This is a genomic window from Couchioplanes caeruleus (assembly GCF_003751945.1).
GTDB lineage: Bacteria > Actinomycetota > Actinomycetes > Mycobacteriales > Micromonosporaceae > Actinoplanes > Actinoplanes caeruleus.
The window spans coordinates 1,068,008-1,087,670 of sequence record NZ_RJKL01000001.1 but is presented as its reverse complement, the minus strand read 5'-3'; the positions used below and the strand labels follow the sequence as shown (position 1 = coordinate 1,087,670).

The window sequence follows — 19,663 nt, the reverse complement described above, 5'->3', positions numbered from 1 at the left end:
CGAAGGAGCGATGACGACATGACGCACACCGAGCACATCGCCTGGTCCCAACGACCGAGCTTCCGACCCCGGCAGGTACTCACGGCCGAGCAACTCAATCGTGGCCTCGAGGACGAACTGAACCGGCAACGACTGCTGAATCGGGCGGTCCACGGCTATGGCGTGGTCCTCGGGTTCGGCCCGGTCGTAGACGAAGACGGCGACCTGGTCCTGCGGCACGAGTGCCTGGAGATCACCACCGGCCTGGCGCTGGATCGGCACGGCCGGATGCTCTACTGGCCCGGCGGGCACCTCGGCGTCCGGGACACCGTTGGTGAGCGCCTGACCCGCCCCGGCCATTACACGCTCTACGCCCACTACGCCCGGCGCCCGCCACTGACCGACGGCTGCCCGCCGTCCATCGCCGACCGGTCCCCGTGGTGGCTGGAAGGAGTCGTCTTCACCCTGGGACACGGCTGCCGTCACATCGACCGGCACTGTCCCGACCACCCGATCGGGTTCTGCGTCGGGCATGAGGAGTACGTGTGCCGGCGGACCGGGAGCCTGCCCGGCCAGAACGACCACACGGTGCCGGTCAGCGAGGACGTGGCGTGGCTTCCTCGGCGGCCGGGGGACCTGCGGCCCACCTGCGTCGAGGACTGGACCTATGACCCCGATCCGGAGGTGGCCGTACCGATCGCCTGCCTCGAGATCGGCGACCTGGTAGACCGTGACCGGGAAGGGCCAGACTGCGAGCCCCGGTACGGCCTTCTCCCATCGCCGCCCCGGGCCTGTTCGGTGCGCCCGCTGGTCTACCGCAACCCGTTGCTCTATGAGCTGGTCACCGGCGGCGACGTCGCGCTGCCCCGGGTGAAGTCGATCTCCTGGTACGGCTGGATCGAGCGAGGCTGGGCCACGCCGGTGGAGTGGAACGAGTTCGAGCACACGATCACCACCACCGGCTTCGAGGTGTGGTTCACCCGGCCGATCCGGGTGGCGACCCTGCACGAGGCCAGCGTCTTCCTGACGGCGATCCTGCGGGACCGGGACGCGGACTACCTCCGGAGCCGGCGGGTGCCGACCGACGGCAGACACGACAAGTCCCGGGTCGAGCCGCTCGACCGGCACGGCGACGTCGCCGGGGGTGTGCGCCTGCGGCCGACTCGCGAGTGGTTGCAGAACGAGGTGACCGGCAAGTACTCGAACCTGTTTGACGGCGTCCGGTTCGAGCTGACGATCCGGGGGCAACTGCTGCGCGACCACTGCGGCCGGATGCTCGACGCGCGCCCGATCGACGCACGCGGCCACGGTGAGGCCCGTCCCGGTGGCGACTTCGTGTCCGCGTTCCAGGTCGGGAGCGCCGAAGGCTACCGCCAGATCCGCCCCGACGGCGAAGACGAGGAATGAGGCAGACATCGATGAAGACCAGCCAGCGCCCCACGCTTCCGCGCAAGACGAAGCCCACGTCCACCGCCAGTGTCACGTTCCGGGACGGCATGATCGTCACCGCCGAAGACCTGGCGGCGTCCCAGCAATACTCGGTCTCCCTGCTGCAAACCGTGCTCCGTGCGTACTTTGGCCGCGGTGTCGTCTGTGGTCTGTCCCTGGCGGTGAAGACTCCGCCGGAGAAGCAGCCCGCCTGGGTCGTCCGGGTTGATCCCGGGATGGCGATCGACTGCGAGGGTCGGCCGATCGAACTGTGCGGCCCGGTCGAGCTGGACCTGAGCCCGGAGGCCTGCTCGTGCCAGACGCCGCCCGACGAGGTGTACCTCCTGGCCCGGCGCGTCACCACCGATGAGGCGCCGAAGGACCCGTGCTCGTGTTCCTGCGCGTCCGACCTTGACGCTGCGCAGTTCGACTGCCGCCGGACCAGGGAACAGGTGCTCATCCAAGCGTTCAGCAGGGAGGACCTGGAGGCGTTGCGGGCCAAGGTCTGCCGCCGTCCCGAGGAGGAGGGCGACGCCCACTCCCTCTGTGCCGGCTGGACCCGCTGCCCCGGGTGTGGCTGCGGGGAATGCTGGATCCTGCTCGGCTCGGTGAAGCTGGACAAGGACAACGGCATCGACGGCCTTCCGGACATGACGGAACGGGCGTGGGTCAACCCCATCGAGGTTCTGTGCACAAAGGTGGAGGATCGGCTCGCCGCGCTGGAGAAGAACCTCGCCGACCTCAAGCCGCCGCCCGCGTCGGCGGCGCCTGCGGTACCCGGGTCGACGTTATGACGACCTTTGCTGTGTTGTCCTCGACTGCGGATCGCTGACCATGGCCCGCAGCACGCCGCAGCCCGGTCGTACCGGGCCGGAGCCGGACAGGCAACGACCGGCTGCTGTCCCCTCGCCCGCGGCACCAGCACGCGGGACGCCAGCGGCTTTGCAGCGGCGTCTCGGTAACCGCGGCGTGTCGAGCGCGCTGCTGCGCCGGCCGGCGGTCGAGCCCCCCGAGCTCGATCCGATCGGACCGGCGGCGACCGCCGTGCAGCCCAAACTCGCGGTAGGCGCGCCGGACGATCCGCTCGAGCGCGAGGCCGACCGGGTCGCGGCCGGTGCGTCCGCCAATAGCGTGCACAGTGCGACGGCGCCGACGGTGTCGCGTGCCCCGGTTCCCGACGGCGGATCGCTGGGTGCACGCATCACCTCGCCGACCGGCGGTCGGCCAATGACGGCGGTGATGCGTGGCGACATGGAGGACCGGCTCGGTGCCGACTTCTCCGGCGTACGCATCCACGACAGTGAGCAGGACCGCGGCGACGCCGACCGCCTGGGGGCGCGGGCCTTCACCCACAAGCAGGACATCTGGCTGGGCGGCAAGGGCAGCGTGAACGACCGCGGCCTGATCGCACACGAGCTGACGCACGTCGTCCAGCAGACGGGCGATCTCCCCCGCAAGACACCGGATGAGGCGGGCAGACAGCCGGTGGTCACGGCCACCGGCGACAAGCCGGACGTGCAGGGAGCCTGGTACAACGTCAGCATCCCGTTCACCGACTACGAGTTCGACCCCAGCATCAGCGGGGTCACGACCGCAGCCGGGGTGGTCAAGGACGCCGCCGTCGACTCCGCGGTGTGGGTGAAGGACAAGGTCGTTGCCGGTCTCGAGTGGGTCTACGACCGCATCGTGAGCGTCGTCACGGCCGGGACCGACTGGCTCAATGCCAAGTACGCGGACATCAAGAACTTCGCAGGCTCCGCCTTCGACTCCATCGGTAACGGCGTGCGGGCGCTGCTCCGGAACATCACCTCGCCGGCCGAGATGTTGACGGCCGCTGTCAAGATGATGAACGGCGACCTGCTGGGTTCCGCATGGAAGCTGCTTCAGGCCGGCGTCACGCTGGTCTGGCAGGGCATCAGGTCCACGATAGACGCCGTACTCAGCACCGGCACCGGGATCTGGGATGCCGTCTCCAGCTTCGTTTCCGGGCTGTTCGGCACCATCACCGGCATTCTCGACAGCTGGCCGTTCCGCCAGTTGCCGCAAGCCGTGCAGTCCGCCGCCAGGCGACTCGTCGACGGCGTCCGCGCGCTGTGGGAAGAGATCCGGGACTACCTTTCCGGGCTGCTGCAACGGCTGAGGGCGTACGCCGATCAGATCCTTGCCGGCATCGGCGAGTTCGCCGACAACGTCACCTCTTTCGGCGTCGACGCGGTGCTCAGCACGATGCGGAAGATCAGCGAGGCATGGGAGTTCGTGAAGAGGGTCGCCGCCGACCCGGTCGGCTTCGTGAGTCCCTACGTCGACAGGCTGGCCGCGCGGCTGAACACCGAGGCGCCACCCAAGGCTGTCGCCTTCGGTGAGGAGAAGCTGCGGGACACCGTCCCGGCCGAGTCGACCGGCGTGGTCGTCCAACGGCAGCCCGAGCCGGGCAGACCCGAGCGGAGCATCACCAGTCCCCGCGACGTCATTACCGGCTTCACTAAAGCGATCGGAGAGGCCTGGGCGCAGCTGGACATCAGCGAGATGCTGTGGGATTCGCTGAAAAGTCTGATCTTTCCGTTCCCGGGGATCGCCCGCGAGTTCCATGATCTGTGGTCTACCGACTGGGCGAATGCCGTTTCCAGCTTCTTCGCCCCGCGCTGGCCGTTCGGGAGCTGGGCCGACTTCGCCGGATTCTGGCACGACATCTGGTCGAACATTCTGGTCGTACTCGAGTTCCCGCTGGCACTGAGCCGACGGCTCACCAATGTTCTCATGCTCCTGAGCGGGTTGTTCACCCTCTTGGTGGTCGGCCTCGGCGCCGTCGTGGGGGGACCGGCCGGCGCGGGGGTGGGCTTGGCACTGGCCTCGGCTGTCGGCCTAGGACTGTTGAAGGTGTATCTGCTGAACGAGGGAGTGAGTTTCGTCAAGGCGGTGATCGACCTCATCACGACGCGCCAGACGCAGACGGAGAAGAACCGCGACTACGTCCAGATGGCCGGGAGCCTGCTCGGCGTCGGTGTCGCGCTGACGCTGATGGCGGCTCTGTTCGTCCTGTCGGCGGTCGTGAACGGGGTGATCGCCGTTGTCAAACGCGTCCGGATGAGTCCCGTCGCCACCACGACCGGCACTCCGGTCGAACCGCCCAAGGCAGGCTCGCCCGTGCCTACGGAGACGAAGCCGCCCGTGCCTGCCGAGACCGGCCCGACCATGCCCAGCGAGACCGGGCCTACCAAGCCGACGCCCAAGGAGACCGCGCCTACCGACGCTCCGGGCGAGACTCCGGCGCCCCGGATGCAGGAACCGATTCGCGAGATGGAGTCGGGCCGACCGATCGAATTCGGCCCCCGCCACGCGGAGGCACTCCGGCAGAATGCGGCGGCGGCGACCGACAAGTGGTTGAAGATGTACGAGACTCAGGGGCGGGTCCCGTGGGAATCAATCCGCAACCAGATGAAGCTGTCCCGCTGGCGCTTCCTGCCCGAGGCCCCGGAGGCGGCCGCGATTCTCCGGGACGCGGTGAATCGCCTGCCCGCAGGCGCGGAACGCACTGCGATCATGGAGATGCTCGAGCGATGGACCAAGGGTGGGAACGACCCCGGCCCGGCGGGTCCGTCGAGGCCGAGCAACCGCGGTGGGTTCGACCCCGAGAGGTTGCGCGGCGAGGCCGCGAACGACAACGTCGAGCCCTGGGATGGGCCGCCGGCGAACGAGAACCGGCTGCCACGGCCCGAGCAGGCGGCCAACTCCGACGTCGACATCCCGGCCGTCGAGGTGGAGTGGGGCCGCACCGGTACCTCCGACGGCCCGGTCGCCGCCGGAGGTGGCCGCGGGCGTGGAGGAGGCAAGGGTAAGTCCGGCCGGCAGCCTCGGTCCCCGAAGAACGAACCAGACGAGGCCGGGGGGCGTGACCGGCTGGCACCTCCCGGCACGAGCTCCTACCATGCGGACATCGGGCCCCAGGTCCTCCGCGAGATCAAGAAGATGATCAACAGCGGGATGCTGAAGATAGCGGAAGCCGACGCAGAGCGCTGGAAGTACCGCTTCATGGGGCGGGTGACGGTAATGCACAAGGACGCGGGCCACGGCGATCATCTGCCAACGGGTCGCAATCTCAGGCTCGAGGTGTTCGACTGGTTCGACAGCGAGCATCGACGCCTGCTCGACCTCGAGCACCCCGACACGGAACCCTTGCGCGCTGAGCGGGCACGACGTCAGTCCAGCGGCCGGGGGACGGCCGTGACCCACGAGGAGATGGAAGCCCGCCGCGGCGACAAAGACAAGTAGGCCGGGTGACCATGTCGTCGGCGCGGGTGATGGGGTAGAGCCACCTTCCTCCGCGTCGTGCCAGACCTGACCGTCGCGCAGGTAGCACGCCGAAGACGGTCTGCGGGCTGCGCGAACTCGACTGCCGCGTCGCTTATCTAGATCAATTCAGTACTCCTCGTATGGGACACCTCGATGATTGCCGGAATGTTGTCTACTTTCCGTCATCATCGATGCCCGATAGGCCGACGACGAACCGTTCCACCGTCGACAGACTGGTCGAGGCATGCGCGTTTATCGCTCGAATCAGGAAAGATCGAATGACGCAAGGGTGCGTGGTTCCCATGGAGGCAGCAGCGATCGCGGAGAGCTCAGAGATCACCGGTCGGATCGACGCCATCATCGCCGCGCGCCGGCGGCGGCTGCCCACCCTGCAGTCCGCGATGCTGCGATGGCAGGAGACGGCCGCCCAGATGAGCCACCTCGATGCGGCGTTGGCCCAGCTCCGCGAGCAGCCCGCCGTGCCGGACGCCACCCGGTTGGCCCTGGCTGAGCGGGGCGACTCGCGTCAGTTGCGGCTGGAGATCGCCGAGATGCTGGCCGACATGCAGGCGCTGGAGTCACGGCTCGCCCGCGACACGGTAAACATCGGCGTCAGCGGCCAGGCGCGGGTGGGTAAGAGCACATTCCTGCAGTCCGTCAGCGGGCTCGATGACGAGCAGATCCCGACGGGTTCGGGGCTGCCGGTAACCGCGGTGCGCAGCCGGATTTTCCACTCCCACACCGAGGCCGGCGCCCTGATGCGGCGGCGCAGCGAGGAGTCCTTCCTGGCCGACCTCGTGGGGCCGTTCTACCGCGGCCTCGGCCTGCGCGAGCCCACGACGCTCGACGGGTTCGCCGCCGATGATCGCCTGACCGGGCTGGACGTCCGACCCTTCCCCAACGGGGCCAGTCTGCGCGACGACCTGCTTAAGTGGCAGCGTTCAATTCCCACCTACCGGGCCGACCTGCTGGGTGACGTCCGGAATGTGCCGCTGACCGAGCTGCGCGGCTACGTCGCCTACCCGGACGACGGCGACCTGCGCCGGGAGCGGCAGGGGGCGATCATCGAAAGGAAGTATCTGGCGGTCGAGGACATCCGCATTCGCTGCAGGTTCCCGCATGCGGATGTCGGTCGGATCGCCCTGGTGGATCTACCCGGGCTTGGCGAGATCGGTATCGAGGTCGAGGCACACCATCTGGACGGCCTGCAGCACGAGGTGGATCTCGTCCTGATGGTCGTTCGCCCGGCCGGGGACTCCGCTTTTTGGAACGATCAGTCCGGCCGTGCCATGCAGCTCGTGAAGCAGGTGTGCGGGGCCGCCGTCGATCCCCGGGACTTCGCTTTCATCGTGGTCAATGACGATGGTAAGCGGCCCGAGCTGATCGACGCACTGAGCGGCTCCATCCTGGACAAGGTCAATTCCGGTATGCCGAATCGCTTCCACATCGTGCTCACCGCTGACGCGGCCGACCCCTCCTCGGTGTCCGCCAACGTCCTGGGTCCGGTGCTGCGGCACGCGGCGGACAACGTCGGGGCGATGGACTCCCGGCTGGCCGGCAGCCTGCAGGATCGCAGCGACCAGTTGGCCTCCCAGGTCGAGGCGCACGCCGGCGCCCTTCAGGCGCAATTGCGGACGGTGCCGACCGCCAGCTCCGCCCAGCTGCTCGATGCCCAGACCGACGCGTTGCGCGAGCGTCTGGCCGCCGCGCTTGGCCTCGTCCGGGAGCACTACCAGGAGCAGGCCGGCAACATCGATGAGGACTACCAGGAGGCGGTATCCCATGCGTACGCGGACGCCACCGCCTGGATCGCCGACGCGTTCGGCCGCGGCGAGCAGGAGTGGCGCACCGAGGCGCTGGCGAAGATGCGGAAGTACCGCAACAGCGCGCCGTTCGCGGTGGACGAGCTGAACCGGCTGCGGGTCGAGCTGAGCGGCCGGTTCCGATCGCTGGACGACTACTTCGCCGATACGGTCGGCGAGCTGCTCACCCGAATCGAGGACACCCTGGCGGACGAGTTCGGCGCGCTCCTCGCCGAAGGCGAGGGTGAGAGCGCGCGTGTCGGCGCAGGCGATCCGATCGATAGGCGATCAGCGCCCGGCAACCGGTTGCGGGTCCTGGAGAACCGGCTGAACGAGGCTGCCGAGCCGTGCCCGCACTTGGCCGCGACCGTCGGTGAGCTGGCCGGCCTGACGCTCGACTACCGCTCACACGTCTACCCGTGGATCGCCGAACAGTTGCGCAACCTCAACTTCGAGGTAGAGGGCCCAGGCGGCGAACGGACCGCGCAGTTCGTCGTCGCGATTGACGAGCGCGGTGCCGGCAACCTGCTCCAGCGGATCACCGAAGCGGCCGAGAGCGCTGCCTATCAGACCCGGTCGGCGCTGCTTGACGGCAATATCCGGCCTGCCGCGGTGCTGGGCGCTGCGGCAGAGTACTTCGAGGACGCCTTCATCCGGTCCGGGTATTCGGAGGCCGAGTTCCGGTCTCTCGGCCGGTCATACCAGAACGAGATCTGGCCCGGCGTCTTCAGCGAGCTCTCTCCCCAGAACGCGCACCTTGCCCGAGTGCGGGCACTGATCAAGAGCATCAGCGAGAAGCCGAAGGGCGTCCGACTATGAAGTACACACTGGAGGACGCGGTACCGTTCGCGATGCGGGCGGTCATGGTGGGCCCGTCCCGGGTCGGCAAGACGTCGCTGATGACCACGCTGCTCGAGGGCGGCCGGAAGTTGCTCGGCGGCACGAGGGTGTCACTGCAGGGTGAACCGGCCACCGAGGGATGGCTGCGGGACTGCCGCGACGCACTGGCCGACTCGCTCAGCGGCGAGATCTACGATCCGGGTCGGCTGGGCGGCAGCGATGAGATCCGGGAATACGACTTCGTCGTCAACCCCAGGATCAGCGGCGCAGAGCGGTTCCGGTTCCCTTTGACCGTGCTCGACTACCCCGGGCGGCTGTTGCGTCCGGATGCCGACCAGCAGCAGCGCCAGCGGCTCGAGAAGTTCGTGTCGGACACGATGACGCTGCTGATCCCGGTCGACGCCACGGTGATCATGGAGGCGAAGGAGACACGCCACATCCGCGGGCTGTCCCGCATGCTGCAGATCTCGGACGTGGAGGAGGTCATCCGGGAATGGGCCAAGCACCGGCCCGACGACGGGAAGCTTCCGATCGGCACGATCGCGCTCTGCCCGGTGAAGGGTGAGTCCTACTTCGCGGACAACGGCGGCACGGTTGACCGAAGCATGGAGCTGCTGGAAAAGGTGACGCGGCTCTACCTGGGCCGTGTCCTGGAGGTTCTCGGCGAGGAGGAGGCGCAACGCCGTACGTCGATCCTCTACTGCCCGGTGGACACCATCGGGCCGATTCGGCTGCACCGCGTGGAATGGGAGGTCGACGGGGACCGGGTACAGTGCGCGCCGACCTTCGTCAAGCGCGGTGACGCGGTCCGCCGGCAAACCAAAGGCGCCGAGGAGCTGTTCGCGGTCATCTGCGCCGAGGCGCTGGCCAACGTGCGGTCGCACTGGCAGGGACAGGCCTCGACGCATGCGGCGAAGGGGCAGGCGGCGATCCGGCCCACCGCCGGCGCGAACAAGACCTGGTTCTACCTGTTCGAACAGTGGGACGAGCGGCTCGAGCGGCGGCAGAGTCGGCTGGCCGGCACGGAGCTGCTGACTCAGCTCAACGAGTTCGACCGGGCCGTCACGAAGGTCATCGAGTGTCGGCGGCAGGCATTCGAGTGGAACGTGAGCCGCGGTACCCGGTTCGCCGTACTGCACCAACCCTCGGAGGGATAAGCGCCATGCAAGGTTTCCTGATGACCCGCGGCTATGCCCAGCAGGACGACTACATCTTCCTCGGGCGCGGACCCGGCAGCCGCTGGTGGGAAAGATTCGAGAAATATGGCAACAGCGAGCGCTCCGGGCTCGTCGTCACCTCCGACGGCGAGCGCTGGTTCGCGCTGCTGAGTGGCATTCCGACGAAGCGCCGCGACGTCATGCGCACGCCGATCCGGATCAAGCTGGCGCTCGAGGGTTCGCGCACAGACACGGAAAGCGGTGCGGCGCAGGCGGTTCAGCGCCTCATCGCGGTGTGGCTCGAGGACCTGGCCACCCGCAGTGGACGGGTCGCCGCGGCGTTCGACGAGGCGTTTCCCGAGCAGGACATCGCGGGCCTGCTGGTGGAGAACGACGATACAACGGTGCAGGCGGTCGACGAGCGACTGCAGCGGGTGCTGGCCGCGTTCGGCAAGTCCGGCGATACGCCCGGGCCCTCAGGGCGGCCCGCGGTCGACGGGTGGTGGGTCGGCAGCCTGCATGACGAGCAGGACCAGGATCACCGTACGGCTGCGGCAGCCGCTGCCGCGCTGCTGGCCGGGGCACCGGGCATCGCCGGCTACTTCAACATGTTGCGCACCTCCGAGTACGCAGGTCAGGCGGCCGAGGCGCTGCGGGCGGACACCGGCGGCTCGGTGCATGTACTCACCGACCTGCGTACGCACGAGCTGCCGAGCCCAAAAGAGGCGCCGCGCCCGCCGAAGCCCGATCCGCGGACGATCGCGGCGATTCTCGGAGCCGGAGCGATCGTGATCGTCCTGGTGTGGGTGATCACGAGGTGGCTGGATCACGACTGAACGACCTCATCAAGGGGCCGGCGGACCTGGTGCGTTTTTTGGTCGTCACGGGTTCCGATCTCTTCGCGGGGTCCGACTCCGGGGGCGATGACCGCGACGACGATGAACGGGATTGAGGTGGGGCAGTGAGCGGGCAGGACACCGGCCTGGACCTGGCTGTGCGGCCGGGCAGTTCCCGGTTCGATACGGACGACGAGCGTTGGACGGCCCACGAGCTCGAACTGTTCGGCGAGCTCCGGCGCGAGGTCGGGGGCGTGCGACGCGACCTTACCCCGGCGCCGGGCGAGAAAGGCATGGTCGAGACGATCGTGGTGGCGCTGGCCTCGGCAGGCACGTTCAACGCGGCACTGCAGTGCCTGCAGGCCTGGCTGACGCGGGACCGCACCCGCTCGATCGAGCTCAGCTGCCATGCGGGCGAGCAGACCGAGACCATCGTGTTGAAGGGAACCGAGGTCGATCAGGAGATGATCGACCGGTTCACGGCGTCGGTCCTGAACAGACTCGAGCGGTAGGGCATGGACGGGCCGCGCTACCGCGCCTTGTTGATCGGCAACTGGCAGTTCCCCGAGGAGCCGGCGCTGCAGGACCTCAACGGGCCCTGCAACGACGTCGAGGCCCTGGCCCGGCTCTTCAGCCACCCGGTCATCGGCCTGATCGCCCCGGAGGACGTGACGACGCTCTGCCAGCAGACCTCGTTCGAGATCAACAGTGCGCTGGAGGACTTCTTCACGTCCGCGACGCGTAACGAGGTGCTGATCGTCTACTACAGTGGTCACGGGGTGACTACCGACGGAGACGGCTCGTTGCTGCTCTGCGCGAGGGACACCCGCCTGGACCGCAAGCTCGCGACCACCGTGCGGGCAAGCCTGATCAACGACCTGATCCAGGGGTCGGCGGTGCCGATCGTCATCATCGTACTCGACTGTTGTTTCGCCGGATCCTTCAAGGACGGCGACGCCTCCGCGCACTTCGCCGGCCGCGGCCGGTACGTCCTTTCGGCGACCCGCTCCCGCGATCGGGCGCCCGACGCGACGCACTCGGCCGGTCTGAGCCGATTCACCTTGCACGTCGTGCAGGGGCTCGGCGGCGCGGCGGCCCTGCCGGGCCAGGACCACGTGACGATCCACGACCTGTACCAGTACACGCTCCGCAAGATGCGCGCGGAGGGTCCGGTCCGGCCGCTGAAGCGGTTCGACGGCGACGGTGACGACCCATTGATCGCGAAGGTCGGACAGATCCTCGTGACGGTCCCAGCACCGCCGGCCCGAGGCTGGGACCTCAACCGTCTCAAGGATGTGCTGACCTCGTTCGAGGCGGCCATTCCCCGGCTGGAAGTCGAGCCGGGCAGCCGGAGGCGGGTCGAGAAGGGAATCCGCAGGCTGGGCGGGGTGTCCGACGCGGAGGCAACGCTCGCCGTCGCTGATCTTCCCGGCGGGCCCGGCATCCTGTTCACCGACCGGGCGATGTACTGGATGGATCGGGACCGCCACACCACCTTGGCGATCCACCACCGCGAATTCGGCGGGCGCACCTTCGCGCTGATCGCCGCGGCCTCTACACACATTGACCTCGGTGACGGTGTCGCCCGGCTGGTCGGCAGCGCCGCCCCGGCGGTCGTCAAGCTGCTGACCAGCGTCGGGCGGCTCGGTTACGACGACGCCAGATGAGCCCCGCAGTTGGTGCAAAACCGCCCGCCGGAGCTCTGAGGCGTCCCGCACGCTGCGCAGCAGCCCGCCGTACCGGAGCCGGCACCAGTCGTCGCCTGGCGGAAGATCGCCTTCGTCCGCTCCAGTCCGGCCTCGATGACCGCGATGGCCTCGTCGTCCGCCTTCGCCGCCCGGACCACACCCCAGATCTGGGTGACGATGACCGGCCATAAGAAGAACATCGTCACGACGGCTGGGAGCACCTGCTGACCGAACACCCCCACGCCGGCTCGCGCCCAGACCGACCCGGGCTCGGCCTCGAGCCGCACCTTCAGCGCGGTGCGGAGCCCAGCGACGGCGCGGAAGACGCCGGTGCGGGTGATGTCCACGTCCCAGGCGCCCGACCCGGTCTGGCTGCTGACGACCTCGTACCCCTTGGCGCAGAAGTGCTCGGTCAGAGCTTCCACGATCGGCTCGAGATCGGTGACGTCGGTCCAGAATCGACGCTCGGTCTTAAACATGCCCATGGGGTTCCATTTCCACGGCTCGCGCCGCCGCGGTGTCCGGCCGGACGGCGGGCACGGACAGAGAATTTCCGCAGTTCTGGCAGTGATGCCAGTGCGGTTGGGCGCGGTGGCCACACCGGCCGCACCGGAAGGCGGTGCGGATCTCGGCAGCGGTCTCGACCAGCCGGGCGAACGCCGGGGTCGCCGACCAGTTGTGGATCTCGCGGACGCGGACCGCCAGCAACGGATGAGTCGACGCCTGGCCGACCTGCCACTGGAGGAAACGGTCCCACCGGGACTCCCGCAATGCCTCGTACTCCAGCGCCTGCGCGGCGAACGCCTCGACGCTGTGGGTGAGTTTCGAATCGTGCCGGATGCCGGCGAACCGGAACATGACCCGGGTTATCGCGTCCGGGCTTCCCATGTACGCTGCGGCGGCACGATCGGCGGACAGTTCGCTTTTGCGGCTCCAGGTCTCCAAGGCGATCTGCAACGGCCCGGCCACCACCTGGAGTATGGCCGAGGCGAAGGGAATCCGCGCTACACCGCCGACGTCCACGGCGAGTTGCAGCACCTGGGCCATCGAGTGGTAAAGCATGTGCTGGCACAGGATGTGCCCGCACTCGTGTGCGAGCACCGTTTCGATCTCGTCCATCGACATGTGCTCGAGTAGTTCGCTGAAGAGAGTGATCGATGTGCGCGTGGTGCCTATCGTAAACGCGTTGACCGGCCCCATCGTGAGGTATAACTCCGGCTCTGGGATGCCGAAAGTTTCGCAGATCGGTGGCAGCATTCGGTAAATTTCCGGCAGTTGGCCCGGGCTGAGCCGTAGGCTCTCGGCCAGCTGGGAGTTGCGCACCAGGCGTTCGCTGTAATTGCGGTGGAACAACGTGATCGCCCGCTGCAGCCCATTCATTGCCTCAAGATTGCGGCGGGCGCTCTCATCAATGGGATGCACGACGTCGGATGCAGTAAAAGCAGCCATCTTCACTCACAGGACTCTCGCGCCGGGATTGCGGTCGGCAGCATTCATTCGAACGCTACTGCAAGATCTCGATAAACAAATCACCCGATCGGCTACCTGACAGCGGGAACACCGGTCGTGATCATTTGCAAGGGCCATAGCGCGACGATTGCCTTCATCCCTCAATAAGGTCTATTGCGGACTTCGCCGGGAATGAGAAGTGCCTCTGGTTGGACTCCGCGCCGCATCAGGTTTCGGCCGGCGGGGGTGCGCGATCTCGGATGTGCCGTAGATGCTGCGGAGCCAGATCGTCGCCAGGGCGTCGACGCGCCGTCGGTCGTCGGGTGTCTCGGTCGGGCCGAGGCTTTCGAGCACCCGGTCGCTGAGCCCGAGCAGTAACGCGGCGAGGGTACGGCTGTGCGGTCGCCGGACGCCGTTGACCCGGCCGCGCTCAACACGGTGGCCTTGCTGCACCGGATCCGTGCGGTTGCGCTGGGCAGCCCGCTGGAGGAACGGCACGCGGTCGGCGCGTTGCAGGTCCTCGTCCACGTCATCGACCCGGCGGCGGTATACCGCCGATGGTCCGCGACGAAGTCGCCGACGCCGTCGCTCAGGGCGCGGACGTTGACCCGCCGACCGCGGTGCTATGCGCGGTGCAAGGCCACGCGTCCGCGGTCCGTGCCGCGTGGAAACGTCAGCCTGACCCGCAATTGGCCGACACGTTCGTGCGCGCATTCGCACGCATCATCGACAAAGCCGGTCCCGACCGGCCGCAGGTCGCCACGCGGCTGCTCGACTGCGCCGCCGCGCTGGACGCGCGGTTCGACAGCCGAGGCTCGGATGGGGATCCGGGCGACCTTCGTGAGGCCCTGCGTCTGACCGAGCAAGGGCTCGCCGCGTCCGGTGGTGACCGGGCCGTCGTGCAACGTGCACATAAGCTGCGCGGCCCGATGCTTATCGCCTTGGACGAGATCGACCCTGCCGCCGGAGCCCTGTAATCGGCCGCCGAGCCCTTCCAGACCCTCGTCGACCTGTGCACGCCAGGTGATCGATGGCCGACCAGCACACAGCCCTCATGGCCGTGGGCCGGAGCCGTGATGCTTCCTATGGCTCCGAGCCACGACGGCGAACCGTCCTCGTCTCAGCGAGGAAGCCGGGCGTTCTAGCTGATCGCCTGCGCCAGCGGATGTGGTTCACCGGTCAAAGCGGCGACCGCAGCAGCAAGAGCTGGTCGAAGTGGCAACGGGACAACTGGCGCACGTACGGGAAGGCGCCGTTCATCACCTGGAACAACGCCTGGTACAACGCGCCGTGCCGGAACTGGGGCGCGAAGCCCGGCAAGCCGGTGGCCGTCAACGGCAAGAAGGCACCGCCGATCCTGCTGATCAGCGAGACCCACGACGCCGCCACGCCGTACTCCGGCAGCCTGGAGCTGCGCAAGCGCTTCCCGCGGTCGGTGCTGCTCGAGGGCGTCGGGGCCACCACGCACTCCGGCTCGCTCAGCGGCATCGCGTGCACGGACGGACACCACCGCCGCGTACCTGGACACCGGCGCGCTGCCGAAGCGGGTGCACGGCAATCGTTCCGACAAGCGGTGTGAGCCGGTCCCGGTGCCGGACCCGTCGGCTGCCGCCAGGGCCAAGAGGCTGAGCGTGCGAACGACGACACCCGGACCGAGTTGCGGGACCTCGTCACCATCCGCTGACAGCGGACCGGTCAGCCGTTGAACAGCCGCCCCTACGGCGGACGTGACCGGACCGGGGCGTCCAGCAAGGACGCCCCGGTCACGGCCGTAACTACAGCATCCGGTCAGTCCGGGTGGGGTGTCAGTGCGGCGTCTCGCATCGACAGCCACCGGACGGCGCCGACGACACCGCGGGGGCGTCAGCAGCCGCCGGCTCCTGCGCCGTCGAGTCCGAGGCCGCCATCATGGCGGGGCCGGCGTCGATCGCGGCGCGCAGCCCTGCCGGCAGGAGGGTGGGCGCGAGCGCGGTTCCGCCCAGCAGACCTGCCAGGTCCGACCCGGCTGCCGTGGTCCGATACTGCTCGCCGCCGGACTGGAGTTGATTCAGCACCGCGGCGAACTGGGTGCCCGACGTCGACGAACCGTAGTTCGGCACTGCCTGCGCCTGAAGCTGGGCAACCCGGACCAATACCTCGTTAACGTTCATACGCACTCCCCCGTTCGGTCCAACCTGCCCACCAGTATCAGCCACATTCCGGTGCAGATCGGTATCCGATCAGGTGCGGAACGGGTGCAAGCCGGAGCAAGTCAGGGGTGCCCGTCTCGTCAATCGCGGCCGGGCCCGGTCACGGCGTGAGCCGAAACCTCGACGCCAATCCTGAGCGCACGAGTCGGATCTCACGCCACGGCATCGCGGCTGGACACGCCCGGGGGTGTCTCGTGGGTCGGGCCAATGCGAGCCGGTGCGGGTTCCGCGTAGGCGAGGATCTCCGCGACCAGCCGCCGGATCGGTTCGCCGTGCAGGTCGTAGTAGACGTGGCGGCCGCGGCGTTGCCTGCGGATCAGCCGGGCGTCCTTGAGGTAGCGCAGGTGGTGCGCGACCGCGCTCGGGTCGATGGGGAGGCGTTCGGCGAGGGCGGCCGGTGTCTGCTCGCCGTGGTGTAACAGCAACAGCAGCAGATGCAGCCGGTGCTCGTACGCCGTCGCGCGCAGCACGACGGCGGCGCGTTCCAGCATCGATACGGTGTCGCCGCCGATCATGAACGCACTCCCGTCAGGCTCAGCCGCACAGGCAGGTACCGAACGGGTAGCCGGGTCAGCACCAGCGAGAGCGCCAGGATCGCGGTAGCTGTCAGGGTGATGCTCGCCCCCGCGGCTATGTCCCAACGGGCCGAGGCGTACAGGCCACCCAGGCCGCTGGCCGCACCGAAGGCGACGGCCAGGGCGGTGATCACGCCCAGCCGGGTGGACCACAGGCGCGCCGCCGCGGCCGGGGCGACGATAAGGGCCAGGGCGAGGATCGTGCCGGCGGCCGGCACGACGGTCACGACGACCACCTCGATGGTCAGCAGCAGCACAATGTCCCACAGGCCGGTAGCCAGGCCCGCCGCCCGCGCACCGTCGCGGTCGAAACCGGTGAACAGCAGCGCACGTCCACCGGCCAGCAGCACGGCCACGACGACGACCGACACCACCGCGGTCATCACCAGATCGCGGACATTGACGGTGAGGACCGACCCGACAAGAAACGACGACAGATCCCGGCTGAACCCGTTCTGAGTCGCGACGAGCGCGGCGCCGAGCGCGAAGCCACCGGACAGGACGACCCCCGTGGCCGCGGCAGCGTTCTGACCGCGACGGCGGCTCAGCGCGGCCACGCCCAAGGCGACGACGGCGCCTGCGACCACCCCACCGAGGACGATATGGACGCCGATGATCGAGGCCGCCACGACGCCGGGAAACGTCGCATGGGTCAACGCCATCGTGAAGAAAGACAACCGGCGCAGCACCACGTGCACGCCAACCAGACCGGCAAGCATGCCGACGAGCAGCACCTCGGCGGCGGCGCGGTGCACGGCGTCATCCCACCAGTTCATGCGGTGACCTCCTGCCCGGCTGCCGGGGTTGCGGGTGACGGCGCAAGCGCATGACGCCGGCCGGCAGCAGAACGAGGTAGCAGAGCACCAGCACGAGCACGACCGCGGACGCCGACGGCAGGGAGATGCCGTGCTCGATCGACGCGGTCCAGCTCAGCCACAAACCAAGGTGGCCGGCGAGGGCGACCAGGACGGTGCCGGCGGCCGCCATGGCCGCGAGCCGGGCGGTGAGCATGCGGGCCGCCGCGGCCGGGACGATGAGCAGGGCCACGACCAGGATGGTGCCGACCGCGCGGACGGCGGCGACGACCACGAGGGCGACCAGCACGTTGAGCCACAGGTCCAGCCAGGCGATCCGGTAGCCAGCGGCGGCCGCACCCGCCGGGTCGAACGCCCGGAACAGCCACGCGCGGGCACCGGCGAGCAGCAGGGCGAGAATGAGCGCGGCCAGGACGGCGGTCTCGGCGAGCTGCCGCGGCGTCACCGTCAACAGGCGCCCGAACAGGAAACTCGTCAGATCCGCCGTGTACGAGGACCGGCGCGACACCAGCGCCACACCGATCGAGAACATCGCCGTGAGCACCACGGCAGTGGACGCATCATCCGACAACGCCCGACCGCGGGTCAGCAGGGTGAGCACGACCGCGGTGACTATCCCGGCGACCAGCGCCCCAGCGAAGATCCCGTCCAGGCCGCCCGCGAGGAAGCCGATGACGACGCCGGGGAACACGGTGTGGGTCAGCGCGTCGGAGACGAACGACAGCCGGCGGACGAACACGAAGACACTGACCGGCCCGCAGACCAGCGCGAGCAACACGATCTCGGCCAGGGCACGGCCCATGAACGGTACGGCGAACGGTTCGATCACGGCTCCACCAACACCGTACGGCCGTCGCCGACGTCGACCGCGTGTCCCCCGTACGCGCGGCGCAACGCCTGCGCGGTGAGCACCTCGCCGGGCGGTCCCAGCGCCCATTGCCGGCCGTTGAGCAGGGAGACCAGATGCGCGAAGTCACGGGCGAGGCCCAAGTCGTGAGTGCTGAGCACCACCGCCGTGCCGGCCGCGCTGAGCTCGTGCAACACCCGCACGATGGCGTCCTGGCTGACCGCGTCGACGCCGTTGAAGGGCTCGTCCAGCAGCAGCAGCCGCGGCTCGGCGGCGACAGCCCGGGCCAGCAGCACCCGCTGACGCTGACCGCCGGAGAGCGCGCCGAAGTGCGTGCCGGCGCGGTCGGCCAGGCCGACGTAGTCCAGCGCGTCCCGGACCGCGCGGCGGTCGGCGGCGCGGGTGGGCCGCCACCAGCCGATGCGCCGGTAGCGGCCCATCATGACCACCTGCGCCGCCGTGACCGGGAAGCCGCCGTCCAGCGAGTCCGTCTGTGCCACGTACCCGCAACCCGGGCGCGCCCGCGCGGGTGCGCCGCCGAGCACGGTGGCGGTGCCGTCCAGGACCGGCACGAGGCCGAGCATCGACTTGATCAGTGTGGACTTGCCGGCGCCGTTCGGACCGACCAGAGCGAGACGCTGCCCGGCGGCGACGATGACGTCCACGCCGGTGAGTACCGGCGTGCCGCGGTAGCCGACGCTCACCCCGGCATAGCTGAGAGCGGCGTCGGCGACCGCGGACTCGCTCATGTCAGCCGGCCAGCGCTGAGGTGATGACCTGGGTGTTGTGCTGCTCGGCGCCCAGGTAAGTGCCCTGCGGTGTGCCGTCGGCGCCGAGGCTGTCGCCGTAGAGGGCGTCCTCACCGCCGATGACCTTCACCCCGGCCTGCTGGGCGATGGCCTCGGCGCTCTTGGGCGGCAGCGAACTCTCGGTGAAGATCGCCGTGGTGCCGGTGGACTTGATCCTGGCGACCAGGTCGTTGAGCTGTCGCGCGGATAGTTCGGCCGAGGTGTCGAGGCTGGGAATCACCGAACCCACGAACTCGATCTTGTACCGGTCGACGTAGTAGCCGAAGGCGTCGTGGTTGGTGACCAGCTTGCGCCGCTGCACGGGGATCTTCGCGAAGGCGGCCTCGTTGTCGGCGTCGAGCTTGTCGAGCTTGGCCGTGTAGTCGGCCGCGTTGCGGGCGAAGGCGGCCGCGCGGGCGGGGGCGGCCGTAGCGAGCGCCTTCTCGATGTTCGCGACCATGATCTTCGCGTTGCGGGGGTCGTGCCAGATGTGCGGGTCGTGCTCTTCCTCGCCGTCGGCGTGCTCCTCTCCGGCCTCCTCGCCTTCCTCGTGGGCGTGGCCGCCCTCGCGTAGGGTGACGCCCTGGCTGGAGTCCACGACCGCGCCCTTGAACCCGGCCGACTCGATGGTCCGCTCCAGCCATTCCTCGAGACCCACTCCGTTCTTGACCACGACCCGGGCCGTACCGATCGCCTGGATATCGGCGGGTGTGGGTTCGTAGTCGTGCGGGTCGACGTTCGGCTTGATGATCTGAGTGACCGCGACGTCCCCGCCGCCGACATTGCGCACGAAGTCGGCGACCTCGGGGGTGGTCGCGACGACCGCGAGCTGCGTACCAGATGAAGGGTTGTCGGCCGTGGCGGTGTTGCCGCCGTCGGTTCCGCAGCCGCCGAGCAGAGCCAGCATCACGACGGATGCTGCTGCGGTGGAAAGACGTTGTCCATGCTTCACGAGAACACTCCGTTCCTGAGGTCCGGAA

The 19,663-nt window shown here is 68.7% G+C and carries 19 protein-coding genes; 10 read left to right on the top strand and 9 right to left on the bottom strand.

Annotated elements, in window-relative coordinates; genetic code table 11:
- Positions 1–18: 18 nt before the first annotated feature.
- The 8 genes from EDD30_RS05180 (at position 19) to EDD30_RS05145 (ending at position 11,999) form a co-directional block, all read left to right on the top strand.
- Positions 19–1,386 carry a hypothetical protein gene (locus EDD30_RS05180; protein ID WP_071805061.1) on the top strand — a complete coding sequence of 456 codons (1,368 nt, stop codon included), beginning with the start codon at positions 19–21 and terminating at the stop codon, positions 1,384–1,386.
- Between the two features lie 11 nt (positions 1,387–1,397).
- Positions 1,398–2,201 (top strand): hypothetical protein, encoded by an 804-nt coding sequence (locus tag EDD30_RS05175; protein WP_071805060.1) that lies wholly within the window; start codon positions 1,398–1,400, stop codon positions 2,199–2,201.
- A 175-nt stretch (positions 2,202–2,376) separates the two neighbouring features.
- Positions 2,377–5,676, top strand: coding sequence for an eCIS core domain-containing protein (locus tag EDD30_RS05170; protein WP_071805059.1), 3,300 nt, complete (start codon positions 2,377–2,379; stop codon positions 5,674–5,676).
- A 161-nt stretch (positions 5,677–5,837) separates the two neighbouring features.
- Entirely contained in the window at positions 5,838–8,318 is a 2,481-nt protein-coding gene (locus EDD30_RS05165; RefSeq protein ID WP_143162649.1) for a hypothetical protein, read from the top strand.
- Positions 8,315–9,496 (top strand): hypothetical protein, encoded by a 1,182-nt coding sequence (locus EDD30_RS05160; RefSeq protein ID WP_071805057.1) that lies wholly within the window; start codon positions 8,315–8,317, stop codon positions 9,494–9,496. Before EDD30_RS05165 ends, EDD30_RS05160 begins: the two co-directional genes overlap by 4 nt.
- Positions 9,418–10,332, top strand: coding sequence for a hypothetical protein (locus EDD30_RS05155; protein WP_143162648.1), 915 nt, complete (start codon positions 9,418–9,420; stop codon positions 10,330–10,332). Before EDD30_RS05160 ends, EDD30_RS05155 begins: the two co-directional genes overlap by 79 nt.
- A 125-nt stretch (positions 10,333–10,457) precedes the next feature.
- Positions 10,458–10,844: an effector-associated constant component EACC1 gene (locus tag EDD30_RS05150; protein WP_071805055.1), complete on the top strand. Its 387-nt coding sequence runs from the start codon at positions 10,458–10,460 to the stop codon at positions 10,842–10,844.
- A gap of 3 nt (positions 10,845–10,847) precedes the next feature.
- Positions 10,848–11,999 carry a caspase family protein gene (locus tag EDD30_RS05145; RefSeq protein WP_071805054.1) on the top strand — a complete coding sequence of 384 codons (1,152 nt, stop codon included), beginning with the start codon at positions 10,848–10,850 and terminating at the stop codon, positions 11,997–11,999.
- Here the strand turns inward: EDD30_RS05145 and EDD30_RS05140 are convergent.
- The 3 genes from EDD30_RS05140 to EDD30_RS05130 all read right to left on the bottom strand — a co-directional run bounded on the left by EDD30_RS05140 (position 11,981) and on the right by EDD30_RS05130 (position 13,997).
- A complete protein-coding gene (locus tag EDD30_RS05140) occupies positions 11,981–12,505 on the bottom strand; it encodes a zinc ribbon domain-containing protein (RefSeq protein ID WP_071805053.1) in 525 nt (174 codons plus the stop codon). The two genes, EDD30_RS05145 and EDD30_RS05140, sit on opposite strands and share 19 nt — an antisense overlap.
- The gene (locus tag EDD30_RS05135; protein WP_244945563.1) at positions 12,492–13,469 is read right to left on the bottom strand and encodes a M48 family metallopeptidase; all 978 of its coding nucleotides are present in this window, start codon (positions 13,467–13,469) and stop codon (positions 12,492–12,494) included. Before EDD30_RS05135 ends, EDD30_RS05140 begins: the two co-directional genes overlap by 14 nt.
- Before the next feature lie 171 nt (positions 13,470–13,640).
- Positions 13,641–13,997 (bottom strand): hypothetical protein, encoded by a 357-nt coding sequence (locus EDD30_RS05130; RefSeq protein ID WP_071805051.1) that lies wholly within the window; start codon positions 13,995–13,997, stop codon positions 13,641–13,643.
- Positions 13,998–14,026: 29 nt separating this feature from the next.
- On the opposite strand from EDD30_RS05130, the gene EDD30_RS05125 reads away from it, so the two are divergent.
- Positions 14,027–14,446 (top strand): hypothetical protein, encoded by a 420-nt coding sequence (locus EDD30_RS05125; RefSeq protein WP_071805050.1) that lies wholly within the window; start codon positions 14,027–14,029, stop codon positions 14,444–14,446.
- Positions 14,447–14,634: 188 nt separating this feature from the next.
- Positions 14,635–15,048 (top strand): alpha/beta hydrolase, encoded by a 414-nt coding sequence (locus EDD30_RS40375; protein ID WP_244945125.1) that lies wholly within the window; start codon positions 14,635–14,637, stop codon positions 15,046–15,048.
- A 226-nt stretch (positions 15,049–15,274) separates the two neighbouring features.
- Here the strand turns inward: EDD30_RS40375 and EDD30_RS05115 are convergent, their stop codons facing one another.
- From EDD30_RS05115 to EDD30_RS05090, 6 genes are all read right to left on the bottom strand, one after another.
- Positions 15,275–15,619 carry a hypothetical protein gene (locus EDD30_RS05115; RefSeq protein ID WP_143162647.1) on the bottom strand — a complete coding sequence of 115 codons (345 nt, stop codon included), beginning with the start codon at positions 15,617–15,619 and terminating at the stop codon, positions 15,275–15,277.
- A 191-nt stretch (positions 15,620–15,810) separates the two neighbouring features.
- Complete coding sequence (locus EDD30_RS05110) at positions 15,811–16,173, bottom strand: ArsR/SmtB family transcription factor (protein ID WP_071805048.1); 363 nt, start codon at positions 16,171–16,173, stop codon at positions 15,811–15,813.
- The gene (locus EDD30_RS05105) at positions 16,170–17,009 is read right to left on the bottom strand and encodes a metal ABC transporter permease (protein WP_071805047.1); all 840 of its coding nucleotides are present in this window, start codon (positions 17,007–17,009) and stop codon (positions 16,170–16,172) included. Before EDD30_RS05105 ends, EDD30_RS05110 begins: the two co-directional genes overlap by 4 nt.
- Complete coding sequence (locus EDD30_RS05100) at positions 16,993–17,877, bottom strand: metal ABC transporter permease (RefSeq protein WP_071805046.1); 885 nt, start codon at positions 17,875–17,877, stop codon at positions 16,993–16,995. Before EDD30_RS05100 ends, EDD30_RS05105 begins: the two co-directional genes overlap by 17 nt.
- Positions 17,874–18,644: a metal ABC transporter ATP-binding protein gene (locus EDD30_RS05095; RefSeq protein ID WP_071805045.1), complete on the bottom strand. Its 771-nt coding sequence runs from the start codon at positions 18,642–18,644 to the stop codon at positions 17,874–17,876. The genes EDD30_RS05100 and EDD30_RS05095 overlap by 4 nt, the downstream gene beginning before the upstream one ends.
- 1 nt (position 18,645) lies before the next feature.
- Positions 18,646–19,590: a metal ABC transporter substrate-binding protein gene (locus EDD30_RS05090; protein WP_071805044.1), complete on the bottom strand. Its 945-nt coding sequence runs from the start codon at positions 19,588–19,590 to the stop codon at positions 18,646–18,648.
- Between the last annotated feature and the right edge of the window lie 73 nt (positions 19,591–19,663).